Below are 14501 nucleotides of genomic sequence, written 5' to 3'. Positions count from 1 at the left end.
TCGGTGGGAGAGGGCTCGCCGGTGGGAGAGGGCTCGCCGCCCTCTTCCGGGAGCTGGATCTCGTACGCGTCCGCCTCCGCCGCCGGTTCATCGCGCGGGTTCACGGTGTCTCCTCCACGGCGCTCTCCTCATCGGCCCCATCGGCCCCATCGGCCTCGTCTCCCTGGTCGAACTCGTCCGCCACCACGACCGGCCCCTCCCCCGCCGCCGCCCCGGTCCACCGGACCGTCAGCGCGCCCAGCGCCTCCTCCTGGTCGAGGGCGACCATCCGCTCGCGGTACAGCTCCAGCAGCGCGAGGAAGCGGGCGACGACGGTGAGGGTGTCGGCGGCGTCCTCGGTGAGCCGCGCGAAGCTCGCCTCGCCCGCCGCCCGCAGCCGGGCGATCACCACGTCCGCCTGCTCGCGCACGCTGACCAGCGGCGCGTGGATGTGGTCGACGTATACCTCGGGCTTCGCCTTGGGCCGCATCGCCTGCACCGCGAGCTTGGCGAACCCCTCCGCGCCGATGCTGATGACCACCTCGGGCAGCAGCTCCGCGTGGTGCGGCTCCAGCCCGACCGTACGGGGCCAGCGGCGCGCCTCGTCCTGGAGACGGCCGCTGAAGACCTCCGCGATCCGCTTGTAGGCGCGGTACTGGAGCAGCCGCGCGAACAGCAGGTCCCGCGCCTCCAGCAGGGCGAGGTCCGCCTCGTCCTCCACCTCGGCGGCCGGCAGCAGCCGGGCGGCCTTGAGGTCCAGCAGGGTCGCGGCGACGACCAGGAACTCGGTGGTCTGGTCGAGGTCCCAGTCGGCGCCCATGGCCCGGATGTGCGCCATGAACTCGTCGGTGACGCGGGAGAGCGCGACCTCGGTCACGTCCATCTTGTGCTTCGAGATCAGCTGGAGGAGGAGGTCGAAGGGGCCTTCGAAGTTGTCGAGCCGGACGGTGAAGCGCCGGTCGTCCGCAGCACCCGCGTTCTCGGTCCCCGTGTTCTCGGCGTCCGCGTCCACGGCACCCGCGGTCTCGGTGCTCGGGTCTTCCCCCTCCGCCGCCTCCGCGTTCCCCGCCTCCGCCGCTGCGGGCTCCTCGTCCGCCCCCGGCCCCCGCCCCAGCGTTCGGCGGGGCGGTACGGCCGGGGCGGCGGCGGAGCTGTCGGCGTCGGTGGTCGGGGGCATCGTGGTCCATCGGGCGGTGGCGGGCGGGGGCGCGACGGACGCGCGGGCCCGGCAGCAGACGGGCAGGCTACCGCCCCCCGCGGTCAGCGACCGCGCAATCGGCGCACCAGGATGCTCGCGTCGCCCCGCGACTCCAGATCGGCGAGGACGACCGCGACGGCCTCGCGCACGATGCGGCCGCGGTCGACGGCGAGGCCGTGCTCGCCGCGCAGCACCAGCCGGGCGTGTTCGAGGTCCATGAGCTCCTCGGCGGAGACATACACCGTGATCTTCTCGTCGTGGCGCTCGCGGCCGCTCGGGCGGCGGTTGGCCGCCCGGGCCCGGCGGCGCGCCGCCGCGGTGGAGCCCTGCTCGGGCTGCGGCTGGCGGCCCTTGGGCCGTTCCTGGGCGGCGGCGGGCGCCGGGGCCGTACGGCGCTCGGCGGACGTGTCCTGGCCCGCGCCCGGCGCGGCGGCGGCGTCGCGCCCGCCGTGCTCGGGCTCGGCGGCGCCCGGCCGGGCGGGCCGGTCCCCGGCGCCGTTCGCGGCCTCGGGCTGCGCGGGGGCGTCGGGCTCCGCGGCCGGTCCCGGCACCCGCGGCGGCTGCTCGCCGTTCGCGGGCCTGCGCGGCGACGAGGGCTGGAGCGCCGTGCCCCCGGTGGTGCGGAACAGCTCGTCGGCTCCGGGCAGACTCACTCGGCGTGACACCGGGCGAGCACCTCCCTGGCGAGCTGTCGGTAGGCGGCCGCGCCGACGGAGTTGGACGCGTACGTGGTGATCGGCTCGCCCGCGACCGTGGTCTCGGGGAACCGGACGGTGCGGCCGATGACCGTGTGGTAGACGTGCTCGTCGAACGCCTCGACCACGCGGGCGAGGACCTCGCGGCTGTGCACGGTCCGCGAGTCGTACATGGTGGCGAGGATGCCGTCGAGCTCCAGCTCGGGGTTGAGCCGCTCCTGGACCTTCTCGATGGTCTCGGTGAGCAGCGCGACGCCGCGCAGCGCGAAGAACTCGCATTCCAGCGGCACGATGACCTTGTGCGCGGCGGTGAGCGCGTTGACGGTGAGCAGGCCCAGCGAGGGCTGGCAGTCGATGACGATGTAGTCGTAGTCCGCCATGAGCGGCTTGAGGGCCCGCTGGAGCGTGGACTCGCGGGCGACCTCGCTGACCAACTGCACTTCAGCGGCTGACAAATCGATATTGCTGGGCAGCAGGTCCATGTTGGGCACGGCCGTCTTCAGGAGCACCTCGTCGGCCGCCATGCCCCGCTCCATGAGCAGGTTGTAGACGGTGAGGTCGAGCTCCATCGGGTTGACGCCGAGGCCGACGGAGAGGGCGCCCTGCGGGTCGAAGTCGACGAGCAGCACCCGGCGTCCGTACTCCGCGAGCGCGGCGCCCAGGTTAATGGTCGAGGTGGTCTTGCCGACCCCGCCCTTCTGGTTGCACATCGCGATGATCTTCGCGGGGCCGTGGTCGGTCAGCGGTCCCGGAATGGGGAAGTACGGGAGCGGACGGCCGGTGGGGCCGACTCGCTCCCGGCGCTGTCGGGCTGCGTCGGGGGCCAGCGTGGCTGCGTACTCCGGATCGGGTTCGTACTCGGCGTCGGGGTCGTAGAAGTGCCCCTGGGGGACTTCGTCGTAGTCGGCGAGACGGGCGGAGTCCGTGCCGCCGTGGTCGCCGGCCATGGCGTTCACGTGGGGGCCATCCATGCTCTGGGGGGCTGTGGTCGTGCTCTGCGCTTCGAAGGTGTGGACAGCGACGGAGCCGACAGCCTGGAACCCCGAGGCGCTCTGGCCCTGTGCAGGCATTCCTGGTTGACCACCCCCGGGAGCAAATGTCGACTCATTCACAAGTCGTCCTACCTCCTTGGTGACCAGGAAACATCTCGATAGGTCAGCGTGGCACCATGCCGACGGTGGCCGACTCTATGGCGTGTCGGCCTTCCGCAGCAACACAATCCGCCGGAGACGGCACGATGTGTCGGCAATCGAACACCCCTCTGTCAAGGGTGTACGGAGGTCGTTCCGGAGATTTCGCGGGAGGGCGAATCGGCGCGAAACGGCCCGGCCGGACCCCGTTTCGCAAGGTCCGGCCGGGCGCGTCACGTTGACCGGCGACGCTCGCGCGTCAGCCGAGGAGGACGCTCAGCTCCACGTGCGGCAGGTCGTGCGCCTCGGCGACGGAGGCGTAAGTGACCTGGCCCTCATGGGTGTTGAGCCCCTTGGCGAGGGCGGCGTCGCGGCTCAGCGCCTCGCGCCAGCCGCGGTTCGCCAGCTCCACGATGTAGGGCAGCGTGGCGTTGGTCAGCGCGTGCGTGGAGGTGTGCGGGACCGCGCCCGGCATGTTCGCGACGCAGTAGAAGACCGAGTCGTGGACCGGGAAGGTCGGCTCGGCGTGCGTGGTCGGCTTGGAGTCCTCGAAGCAGCCGCCCTGGTCGATCGCAATGTCGACAAGGACACTTCCGGGCTTCATCCGGGAGACCAGCTCGTTGGTGACCAGCTTCGGGGCCTTGGCGCCGGGGATGAGCACCGCGCCGATCACGAGGTCGGCGTCGAGGACGGCCTTCTCCAGCTCGTAGGCGTTGGAGGCGATCGTCTGCACCTTGGTGCCGAATACCTTGTCGGCCTCGCGCAGCTTGTTGATGTCCTTGTCGAGCAGCGTGACGTGGAAGCCCATGCCGACGGCGATCTGCGCGGCGTTCCAGCCGGAGACGCCGCCGCCGATGACGACGGCCTTGCCGGCGGCGACGCCGGGGACGCCGCCCGGCAGCACGCCGCGGCCGCCGGCCGCGCGCATCAGGTGGTACGCGCCGACCTGCGGGGCGAGCCGGCCCGCGACCTCGGACATCGGGGCGAGCAGCGGCAGCTGGCGGTTCGCGGTCTCGACGGTCTCGTAGGCGATGGCGGTGGTGCCGGACTCCAGCAGGGCGTCCGTGCACTCCCGGGAGGCGGCGAGGTGGAGGTAGGTGAAGAGGGTCTGACCCTTGCGGAGCCGGTGGTACTCCTCCGCGATCGGCTCCTTGACCTTCAGCAGCAGGTCGGCGGTGGCCCAGACCTCGTCGGCCGTCTCCAGGATGGTCGCGCCCGCGGCGGTGTACTCCGCGTCCGTGATGGAGGAGCCGGCTCCGGCATTCCGCTCCACGTAGACGTGGTGGCCGTGGCGCACCAGCTCATGCACGCCGGCGGGGGTGATGGCCACGCGGAATTCGTTGTTCTTGACCTCGCGGGGGATGCCGACCTTCACGTCGATCACGGTCCTTGTATCGGAGAATGACAGGCTAATCCGGATATGCCACGGCACACCAGAGCAGACCGCGGCGCCCGCGGCGCGGCCAGTCTAATGAAGGATCTCGTGGTGTCTAGCCTTGCAAAGCACTAATCTTCACTAGATGAGCTACTGATTTCGTAGGTCGAGAGTGGTTCTGCGCCTTCCGCTTCCCCTACCGGGCCCACCGGCGCCCCGAGCAGCGCCTCCGCCCCGGCCCGGTGCACTCCGGCCGCGGCCGGGTCGCCGAGCCGCTCCAGGGTGTCCGCCAGCCGCAGCCGCACCGCCGCCTGCAACCGCACGTCGCCCGCCTCGCGCGCGCACTCCAGCGCCTCCTGGCAGGTCCGCAGCGCCTCCTGCGGCCGGCCCGCGTACTCCTGCACCCGGGCCGTCTCGCTGAGCGCCCGCGCGTGGCCGGGCAGGTCCCGCAGCCTGCGGCAGGCGGCCGCCGCCGCCCGCCAGTCGCGCAGCGCCTCGCCGAAGCGCCCGGCATAGGTGTGCACCGCGCCGAGCCGCCCGTACAGCCGCGCCTCGTCGGCGAGTTCACCGCGCGTCAGCCGCAGCTCCAGCGCCCGCCCGTACCAGTCGGCGGCCCGCTGCCAGTCGCCCATCGCGTGGTACGAGGCCGCGATGGACTCCAGCGCGCGGCCGGTCGCGTACGGGTCCCCGGCCTCCCGCGCCGCCACCAGCGCCTCCCGGTAGCGGACCAGCGCGCCCTCCGTACGCTCCGCGCGCGCGTCCAGATCGCCGAGGTTCAGCAGCGCCGCGGCCTTCTCCATCGGCATCCGGCGGCGGCCCGCGACGTCCAGGACGAGTTGGTGGAGGCCGTAGAGCTCCGGAGCGGCCTCCTCCGGGCCCTGATGGGCGGTCAGCGCCCGCGCCAGCGCGGAGACCAACCGCCGCGCCAGGGTGTCGAGTTGGCCGTCGCGGACCGCGAGCCGGGCCGCCGCGAGCAGGGCGGGGCGGCGCAGCCGCAGCCATCGCGCGGCCTCGTCCGCGGAGTCGAAGCGCAGCGCGCGGGGCGCCTCGGCGAGCCTCTTGCGCGCCGCGGAGTCCGCGGGCTCGGTGACCGCCCGGCAGGAGTGCAGCTGCCGTACGGTCCGTTCCAGCATCCGCGCGCGGGCCAGCTCCGCCTCCGCCGGGCGCTCCTGCGCGGCGAGCAGCGCCCGCAGCATCGGATGCAGCGCGCCGGGCACCTGGTACTGCGGCGGCGCAGCCGCGTCCTGGCCCGCCGGGTCCGCCGGGTGCAGCAGCCCCTGCGCGACGAAGTCCTCCAGCGTGGACTGGGCCGCGGAGACCGAGCAGCCGGCGAGCGCGGAGGCGGTGTGGGCGTCGGCCAGCCCCGCCGGGGCCAGCGCGAGCAGCCGCAGTATCCGGGCGGCGGGCGCGGGCAGCGACTCGTACGCGAGCCGGAAGGCGCGGGCCAGCGGCCTGCCGCCGCTCTCCTGCCCCTCGTCCTCCGGCATCTCCCGCAGCAGATTGACGACGTCCGCGACGGACGCCTTGGGCCGGGCGGCCAGCCAGCCGCCGACCAGGACCAGGGCGGCGGGCTGCCCGCCGCACTCCTCCACGACCGAATCCGCGGAGACCGGGTCGCAGGTGATGCGGGTCGAACCCGCGAACCGCCCGATCAGCTCCACGGCCGCGCCCTTGCCGAGCCCGCCCAGGGTGCACGGCCGCACGTCCGGAACACCGGTGAGCGGCCCCTGCGCGACGGCCACGAGCAGCGAGTCCGGGGCGTCCGGGAGCAGCGCGTCGACCTGCTCGGCGCCGGCCGCGTCGTCGAGCAGCAGCAGCACGCGCCGCTTGTCGAGGGCGGCCCGCAGCGCTTCGGACAGCTCGTCCTCGCCGGCGCCGGGCACCGAGCCCACGCCGAGCGTGCCGAGCAGTTCGCGGGCGGCCCGCTCGACCGGTACGGGCTCGCCGCCGGGCTCCGTGAGCCGCGCCCGCAGCACCCCGTCCGGGTAGTCCCCGGCCAGCCGCCGGGCCAGTTCCTCGGCGAGCGCGGTGCGCCCGGAGCCGGGGCGGCCCGCGATGAGCAGCACCCGGCTGCGGGGCGCCTTGCGTCCGGAGATGGTGTCGAGCCCGGCCCGGCCGATGTCCGACCGCAGCGCCTTGAGCTCGCGCTGCCGCCCGTAGAACGCGCGCGGCGCCACCGCGGTGGCAGCGGCCGTACGCCCCCCGGCCCTGTGCTCCCCCACCGCCTGATCCGTCACGCGCCACGCTCCCGTCCACTCGCGCGTACGAGCCCGCCGCGGCTGCGAGCGGGAACTTCACGAGCCTAGTTCACCCGGCGCCGACGCTCCGGCAGCGCACGCCCCCCGGATCACTCAATCGGATCAGCGCATCGGTCCGCCTCCGACGGGGCCGCCCCGGGCGCCTGACATCTGGCGTCAGGCGGTGAACGGCCGGGCCGGCCACGGCGCGTCCGCGGGGCGGAGCGCGTCGAGGCCGTCGCCCGCCATCGCGGCCTGGAGCGAAAGGGCGCCTACCACCAGGCAGTTGTTGTGGAGGTCGCCGGCGAGGACGCCGCGGACGAGGTCGGGGAGCGGGACGCGGGCGAGTTCCATGTCGGCCTCTTCCTCGGAGACCTCGAAGCGCTCGCCCTCCACCTCGGAGACGCCGCGGGCGAGGAAGATCCGTACGGCCTCGTCGCAGCCGCCGGGCGTGGTGTAGACGTCGGTGAGGACGCGCCAGTCCTCGGCCTTGACGTGGGCCTCCTCGTACAGCTCCCGCTGCGCGGCGTGCAGCGGGTTCTCGCCGGGGATGTCGAGGAGCCCGGCCGGGATCTCCCAGAGCTTGTGCCGTACCGGGTGCCGGTACTGGTTGAGGACCAGCACGCGCTGCTCGTCGTCGAGGGCGAGGACGGCGACGGAACCGGGGTGGACCTGATAGTCACGCGTGACGGCGGCGCCGTCCGGCATGACGACCTCGTCCGTACGGACACTGGTCTTGTTCCCGACGAACGGCGTCGCGGTCGCGGTGACCTGCCACTCGGCGGCGGTGTCCTTGATACCCATGTACGTCCTCCTGAACGACGGAACCGGGGCACGGGCCGCAAAACGCCCGCACCCCGGTCCACCGTATAGGTCAGCCCTGCTGCCGCTTGACGGCCGCCTTCACCAGGCCCGCGAAGAGCGGGTGCGGGCGGGTCGGGCGGGAGCGCAGCTCCGGGTGCGCCTGCGTGGCGACCAGGAAGGGGTGCACGTCGCGCGGGTACTCGACGTACTCCACCAGCTTGTTGTCCGGGGAGGTGCCGGAGAACTGGAGCCCGGCCTTCTTCTCCAGGTCCGCGCGGTAGGAGTTGTTGACCTCGTAGCGGTGGCGGTGGCGCTCCTCCACGTACGGCTGGTCGTCGTAGGTCTCGCGCACGATGGAGCCCTCGGCGAGCTTCGCCGGGTACATGCCGAGCCGCATCGTGCCGCCCATGTCGCCCTCGCCGGCGACGATGTCGAGCTGCTCGGCCATGGTGGAGATGACCGGGTTGGCGGTGGCCGGGTCGAACTCGGTGGAGTTGGCGCCCTCGATGCCCGCGAGGTTGCGCGCCGCCTCGATGACCACGCACTGGAGGCCCAGGCAGAGGCCGAGCAGCGGGATGCCGCGTTCACGGGCGAAGGTGATCGCGCCGACCTTGCCGTTGACGCCGCGGTCGCCGAAGCCGCCGGGGATGCAGACCGCGTCGCAGTCGCCGAGCTGCTCCTGGGCGCCGGCCGGGGTGGTGCAGTCGTCGGAGGTGACCCACTTGATCTTCACGCGGGCCTGGTTGGCGAAGCCGCCGGCCCGGATCGCCTCGGTGACCGAGAGGTAGGCGTCCGGCAGGTCGATGTACTTGCCGACCAGCGCGACCTTGACCTCGTGCTTCGGCTCGTGGACGCGCTTGAGCAGGTCGTCCCACTGGGTCCAGTCCACGTCGCGGAACGGCAGGTCGAGGCGGCGCACCACGTAGGCGTCCAGGCCCTCGGTGTGCAGCACCTTCGGGATGTCGTAGATCGACGGCGCGTCCTTGCAGGCCACCACCGCGTCCTCGTCGACGTCGCACATCAGCGAGATCTTGCGCTTGATGGCGGTCGGCACGTCGCGGTCGGCGCGCAGCACGATGGCGTCCGGCTGGATGCCGATGTTGCGCAGGGCGGCGACCGAGTGCTGGGTCGGCTTGGTCTTCAGCTCGCCGGACGGGCCGATGTACGGGAGCAGCGAGATGTGCACGACGAAGACGTTGTCGCGGCCGACCTCGTGCCGGGTCTGGCGCACGGCCTCCAGGAACGGCAGCGACTCGATGTCGCCGACGGTGCCGCCGACCTCGGTGATGACGACGTCGACGTCGTCGGTGGCCATCCGCCGGACGCGGTGCTTGATCTCGTTGGTGATGTGCGGGATGACCTGCACCGTGTCGCCCAGGTACTCGCCGCGCCGCTCCTTGGCGATCACGGTGGAGTAGACCTGGCCGGTGGTGACGTTGGCGGACCCGTCGAGGTCGACGTCGAGGAACCGCTCGTAGTGGCCGATGTCCAGGTCCGTCTCGGCGCCGTCGTTGGTGACGAACACCTCGCCGTGCTGGAACGGGTTCATCGTGCCCGGGTCGACGTTCAGGTACGGGTCGAGCTTCTGCATCGTGACCCGCAGGCCCCGAGCCTTGAGCAGCGCGCCCAGGCTGGAGGCGGTGAGGCCCTTGCCGAGCGAGGAGGCGACACCCCCGGTGACGAAGAGGTGCTTGGTCGTCGTGGGCTTTGCGGCAATGGCCAAGAGGGGGCTCCCGTGGTCGCGAGGTGAAGTGCGAACCGGCGTCAGCCCGGATTTCCGGGGGCCGCCGTCGCTGCGGTTCGGGGGTTCTGCTCCCACCGGTCCACGGGCTACCAGGGTATCAGCGACCTGGGGCGGTCGCTTCCGGCGACTCCCGAGGGCCTCCGGCGGCACGGCATGAGCCCTGCGTAGCGGCGCGGGGACCCCTGCGTAGCGAGGGTGGGACCCCTGTGTAGCGGCGAGGTCACAGGCCACCCATTCGGCTCAGGTTCCTGTCCCGACCGTCGCGCGTCACACCAACTGGGCGTCGTATCCTGCACGGACACAGCAGCGAGCCGGCCGGCATGGCACTACCCCGCCCCTTCCCGGAACAAGAGCTCGTCGAAGATCGCTTGACCGCAAGAGAGCCCTTCGGGGCGACGTGGCCGTTCGACTGGAGATGCACGTGGCCGGGCGCATCGAGGATTACGCACTGATTGGCGATATGCAGACCGCCGCCCTCGTCTGCCGGGATGGAACAGCCGACTGGCTGTGCCTCCCTCGTTTTGACTCCCATGCCGTTTTCGCCGGACTGCTCGGCAGCGACGAGCACGGCTTCTGGCGCATCGGCCCCGCCCATGCGTCCGGGGCCACGCCGCCGCCGGCCGACCGGCGCCGCTACAGAGGGGACTCCCTCGTACTGGAATCCGAGTGGGACACGCCGCGCGGCACGGTCCGAGTGATCGATTTCATGCCGCCGCGCGACGGAGCGCCGCAGCTCATCCGGATCGTGGAGGGCGTCAGCGGACGGGTGCCGATGCGCTCCGCGCTGCGGATGCGCTTCTCCTACGGCCGGGTCGTGCCGTGGGTGCACACGGGCGCGGACGGCCGCACGGTGGCCGTCGCCGGTCCCGACTCGGTGTGGTTCGACACCGACGCGGAGACCTATGGCAAGGACCTGACGACCTACGCGGACTTCACCGTCGCGCCGGGCGAACGGGTCGCCTTCACCATCAGCTGGGAGCCCTCGCACAAGGAGCCGCCCGCGCTGCCCGAACCGGAGGGCGCGCTGGAGGCGACGGAGGACTTCTGGCGGGAGTGGGTGGAGCACTGTACGTACCACGGGCCCTACCGGGACGCCGTCGTCCGTTCGCTCATCACCCTCAAGGCGCTGACCTACGCCCCGACCGGCGGCATCGTGGCGGCGCCGACCACCTCGCTGCCCGAGGACATCGGCGGCTCCCGCAACTGGGACTACCGCTTCACCTGGCTGCGGGACGCGGCCATCACCCTGTCCTCGCTGCTGCGCACGGGCTACCGCGAGGAGGCCCGCGCCTGGCGCGAGTGGCTGCTGCGGGCCGTGGCGGGCGACCCGGAGAACCTGCAGATCATGTACGGGATCGCGGGCGAGCGGGAGCTGGGCGAGGCCGAGCTGTCGTGGCTGCCGGGGTACGAGGAGTCGGGGCCGGTGCGGATCGGCAACGGCGCGGCCGGCCAGCTCCAGCTGGACGTCTACGGCGAGGTCACCGAGGCGCTGCACCTCGCGCACATGACGGGCCTGGCCCGCAACGACTACGCGAGCGTCCTCCAGCTCAAGCTGATCCAGTATCTGGAGGCGCACTGGGACGAGCCGGACGAGGGCATCTGGGAGGTGCGCGGCCCGCGCCGGCACTTCGTGCACTCGAAGGTGATGGCCTGGGTGGCGGTCGACCGGACCATCAAGCTCATCGAATCGGGTGATGTGGACGGCCCGTTGGAGAAGTGGCGCGAGCTGCGCGACGACATCCACCGCGACGTCTGCGAGAAGGGGTACGACAAGGAGCGGAACACCTTCACCCAGTCGTACGGGTCCAAGGAGCTGGACGCGTCCTTGCTGCTCATCCCGCAGATGGGGTTCCTGCCGCCGGACGACAAGCGGGTCATCGGCACCATCGAGGCGATCCAGCGGGAGCTGTCCACGGAGGACGGCTTCGTGCTGCGCTACCCGACGAGCGGCGATGACGCGGGCGTGGACGGGCTGGAGGGCGACGAGGGGGCGTTCCTGGCCTGCTCGTTCTGGCTCGCCGACGACCTCGCGATGATCGGCCGGGTGGACGAGGCGCGCAAGCTGTTCGAGAAGCTGCTCTCGCTCCGCAACGACCTCGGGCTGCTCGCCGAGGAGTGGGACCCCCGGCTCCAGCGCCAAGTGGGCAATTTCCCGCAGGCGTTCAGCCATGTTCCGCTGATCGACACGGCGCTGCGGCTCACGGCGTCGAGCGCGTTCGTAGGCTGAAGAACAGCGCGCAGGCGCTGACGGGCAGGACGAGCACGGCTGCGGCGGCGTTGAGGCCGCCGTAGCCGACGACGGCCACGAGGCCGCCGGAGAGCGCGCCGCCCGCCGCTCCGACGAGGTTCATGAGGGTGTCGGACGCCCCTTGGACCTCGGAGCGGTGTTCGGCGTCGATGGACTCGGTGAGCAGCGTGGAGCCCGCGACCGTGGCGCAGGACCAGCCGACGCCGAGCAGGAAGAGCCCCGCGGTGACCGCCCGGCGGTCGCCGCCGGAGGTGCCCGCGAGGAGCGTCGCGACGACGTAGACCGCCTGCCCGAGCAGGATCACGGGCACCCGGCCGAGCCGGTCGGCGGCCCATCCCACCAGCGGCGACAGCGCGTACATCCCGGCGATGTGCAGGCTGATCGTGAACCCGACGACGCTGAGCGACGCCCCGTGGTGGGCGAGGTGCACGGGCGTCATCGTCATCACCGACACCATCACCGCGTGGCCGATCACCAGTGCCGTGAGCCCGGTCAGGGCGGCCGGCCGGGTGGCCACATGGCGGATGGCGGTGCTCATACGGGCGAAAAACGCGGGCTGCCGGGCGGCGGGGCCCGCGACCGCCGCCGCGTCCCGGCCCGCGGCCAGCAGCAGCGGGTCCGGGCGCAGCCGCAGCCGGATGACCGCCCAGCCGGCGATGAACGCCGCCACGGAGAAGACGAAGGTGCCGGCGGCCTCCGGGAGCGCGAGGGCGCGGGCGACGGCCTCGCCGGGGCCGCTCAGGTTGGGGCCGAGGACGCTGCCGACGGTCGTGGACCAGACGACGAGGGACAGCGAGCGGGCGCGGGTCGCGGAGGTGGCGAGGTCGGCGGCGGCGTAGCGGGACTGGAGGTTGGCGGCGGTCCCGGAGCCGACGAGCAGCATGCCCGCGAGCATCAGCGGAAACCAGCCGAGGCGGGCCGCGGCCAGCACGGTCAGGGCGCCCGCCGCGGCGACCAGCCAGCCGATGCCGAGGCCGGCCCGGCGGCCGCGCGCCCGCGAGAGGGCGGCGAGCGGTACGGACAGCAGGGCCGCGCCGAGGGTGGTCATGGTGGTGGCGAGCCCGGCGGCGCCCTCGGAGCCGGTGAGGTGCTCGACGAGGAGGCCGCCGGAGGAGAGCATCGAGCCCATGCCGATGCCGGCGACGACCTGGGCCGACATGAGGACCTTGACCGTGCGCCGCTGGACGGCGGCGAGGTCGGGCGGGGCGGGTATGGAGCGTCCGGGCCCCTCGGACCCCTCGGCCCCTTCGGGTTGCCCGGCCGCCCGCGGCTTCGCGGTGGTCGGCGGGGTCTGCTGGGCGTCGGCGGCTTCGGTCATGCGCAACAGCGTATGGGCAGCACTGAGCAGGTGTGGCGGTCCTGGTCGGATGCCGTTTCCGGCCACGGCCGAGTACCGTCTGTGACCATGGAATCGCACGGCCCCGACCCCGGCCCACAGGGGACGATCACGGTGGCGCGGGCCCTGGAACTGCCCGCGCTGCGCCGCGGGCTCCCCGAGGTCATGGCCGCCGCCGACCGCCTGGAGCGGCCCGTGCGCTGGGTGCACGCCGGGGAGACGCCGAACATCGCGGCGCTCCTCAAGGGCGGCGAACTGCTGCTGACGACCGGCATCGGCCTGGGCAGCCGCGCCGCCGAGCAGCGCTCCTTCGTGCGCAGGCTCGCGGACCGGGACATCGCGGCGCTCGTCGTCGAGTTGGGCGGGCGGTTCGCGGCGCTGCCCGCCGCGGTCGTCGACACGGCGCGCTCGTACGGGCTGCCGCTGGTGCAGCTGCACCGCGAAGTGCCGTTCGTCGCGGTGACGGAGGAGATCCACACCGAGATCGTCAACGAGCACTACGCGCTGCTGCGCCGCGCCGAGGAGGTGCACCGGCGCGGCACGGAGGCGCTGCTGAACGGCGGGGGCGTGCCCGAGATCCTGCGGCTGTTCGCCGAGTTCGCGGGGAACCCGGTCTTCCTGGAGACGCCCGACGGGCGGCTGCTGTACGCGGCCGGGCCCGGCCCGCAGCCGGGGGCGGCCGATCCGCTCCAGGTGTGGGACGGGCTGCGGGCCCAGCGCGCGGCGCCGCGCCCCGAGCCGCCGGCGGGCAGCGTCGTCGCGGACATCCCCGGCGGCGGGCACGGGCCGGGCGCGGTCCGGGCCCGGCTGACGGTGCTGCCGGTGAACGCGCCGCTCGCGCCCGTACACCGGATCGCCGCCGACCGTACGGCGGGGCTGCTGGCGGTCGTGCTCCTCCAGGCGCGGCAGGAGGAGGAGTTGGCGGCGCGCGGGCGCGGCGATTTCCTCGCCGATCTGGCGGAGGGCCGGATCGAGGCGGCCGACGCGCCCGCGCAGGCGCGGGTGCTGGGCTTCAAGCCGGGGGACGGCCCGCTGCTGCCGGTCGTGCTGCGGCCGGCGGCGGAGCCCGCGTTCCTCGACGCGTCGGACAGCTGGGCGGCGCTGGCGTGCGCGGTCCAGGAGGAGTTGGCGTCGGTCGGCGCGCCCGTACTGCTGGGGGTGCGGCTGCCGGAGGGCCGGCTTCCGCTGCTGGTCGGGCTGCGGGCGGGGACCGAGCGGGCGGCGGTCGCCGAACGGGTGGCGGCGGCGCTGCGGGCCGGGGTCGAGCGGACCTGGACGGAGCGGTCCGGGTCCCGGCCGGTGATCGTCGTGGGCCTGGCGGGCGACTGGGCCGCCGCCGGACCGGGGCTGCGGCACGCGGCGGAGGCCGCGACGGCGGCCGAGGGGCTCGCGCCGCGGCCGTGGCACGACGTGCGGCGGCTGGACGTGGACCTGCTGCTGTGGCGGCTGCGCGCGCACGGCGATCTGACGGCGTTCGTCGAGCGGGTGATCGGCCCCCTCCTGGCCCACGACCGCTCGGCGCGCCCGCCGTTGCTGCCGACCCTGGAGACGTACCTGGCCCACGCGGGCCGCAAGGCGGAGACCGCCCGCGAACTCCACCTCAACCGCCAGACCCTCTACGACCGCCTGGCCCGCATCGCGCGTCTGCTCGGCAGCGACCTGGACGACCCGCAGACGGCCCTGGCCCTGAGCCTGGCGCTGCGGGCGCGCCGCCATGTGAAGTAGCGGGGCCGCCCGCCATCCGCCGGACGCCTC

10 protein-coding genes are annotated in these 14501 nt (G+C 73.4%); 2 read left to right on the top strand and 8 right to left on the bottom strand.

Features of this window, described 5'->3' with window-relative positions:
- Positions 1-100: 100 nt before the first annotated feature.
- The 7 genes from AB0I49_RS17955 to AB0I49_RS17925 form a co-directional block, all read right to left on the bottom strand.
- Complete coding sequence (locus AB0I49_RS17955) at positions 101-1156, bottom strand: ScpA family protein (protein ID WP_363227916.1); 1056 nt, start codon at positions 1154-1156, stop codon at positions 101-103.
- An 83-nt stretch (positions 1157-1239) separates the two neighbouring features.
- On the bottom strand, positions 1240-1842 hold the full coding sequence (locus tag AB0I49_RS17950) for a hypothetical protein (protein ID WP_363227915.1): 603 nt from the start codon (positions 1840-1842) through the stop codon (positions 1240-1242).
- The gene (locus AB0I49_RS17945; RefSeq protein WP_363227914.1) at positions 1827-2942 is read right to left on the bottom strand and encodes a ParA family protein; all 1116 of its coding nucleotides are present in this window, start codon (positions 2940-2942) and stop codon (positions 1827-1829) included. Before AB0I49_RS17945 ends, AB0I49_RS17950 begins: the two co-directional genes overlap by 16 nt.
- Before the next feature lie 319 nt (positions 2943-3261).
- Entirely contained in the window at positions 3262-4386 is a 1125-nt protein-coding gene (gene ald, locus AB0I49_RS17940) for an alanine dehydrogenase (protein ID WP_363227913.1), read from the bottom strand.
- A gap of 122 nt (positions 4387-4508) precedes the next feature.
- Positions 4509-6554: a tetratricopeptide repeat protein gene (locus AB0I49_RS17935; RefSeq protein ID WP_363228117.1), complete on the bottom strand. Its 2046-nt coding sequence runs from the start codon at positions 6552-6554 to the stop codon at positions 4509-4511.
- Positions 6555-6791: 237 nt separating this feature from the next.
- Entirely contained in the window at positions 6792-7418 is a 627-nt protein-coding gene (locus tag AB0I49_RS17930; protein WP_363227912.1) for an NUDIX hydrolase, read from the bottom strand.
- Between the two features lie 70 nt (positions 7419-7488).
- The gene (locus AB0I49_RS17925) at positions 7489-9141 is read right to left on the bottom strand and encodes a CTP synthase (RefSeq protein WP_363227911.1); all 1653 of its coding nucleotides are present in this window, start codon (positions 9139-9141) and stop codon (positions 7489-7491) included.
- A 436-nt stretch (positions 9142-9577) separates the two neighbouring features.
- Between AB0I49_RS17925 and AB0I49_RS17920 the strand changes: the two genes are divergently transcribed.
- Complete coding sequence (locus tag AB0I49_RS17920) at positions 9578-11389, top strand: glycoside hydrolase family 15 protein (RefSeq protein ID WP_363228116.1); 1812 nt, start codon at positions 9578-9580, stop codon at positions 11387-11389.
- On the opposite strand, the gene AB0I49_RS17915 is transcribed toward AB0I49_RS17920, so the two are convergent.
- Positions 11361-12728 (bottom strand): MFS transporter, encoded by a 1368-nt coding sequence (locus tag AB0I49_RS17915; RefSeq protein ID WP_363227910.1) that lies wholly within the window; start codon positions 12726-12728, stop codon positions 11361-11363. The two genes, AB0I49_RS17920 and AB0I49_RS17915, sit on opposite strands and share 29 nt — an antisense overlap.
- Before the next feature lie 87 nt (positions 12729-12815).
- Between AB0I49_RS17915 and AB0I49_RS17910 the strand changes: the two genes are divergently transcribed.
- Positions 12816-14471: a PucR family transcriptional regulator gene (locus AB0I49_RS17910; protein ID WP_363227909.1), complete on the top strand. Its 1656-nt coding sequence runs from the start codon at positions 12816-12818 to the stop codon at positions 14469-14471.
- Positions 14472-14501: the final 30 nt, after the last annotated feature.

Source organism: Streptomyces sp. NPDC050617 (assembly GCF_040654795.1).
In the GTDB taxonomy this organism is placed as follows: Bacteria; Actinomycetota; Actinomycetes; order Streptomycetales; family Streptomycetaceae; genus Streptomyces.
Note: the sequence above shows the minus strand (reverse complement) of the source record. Positions and strands in the feature narration are given on the sequence as shown.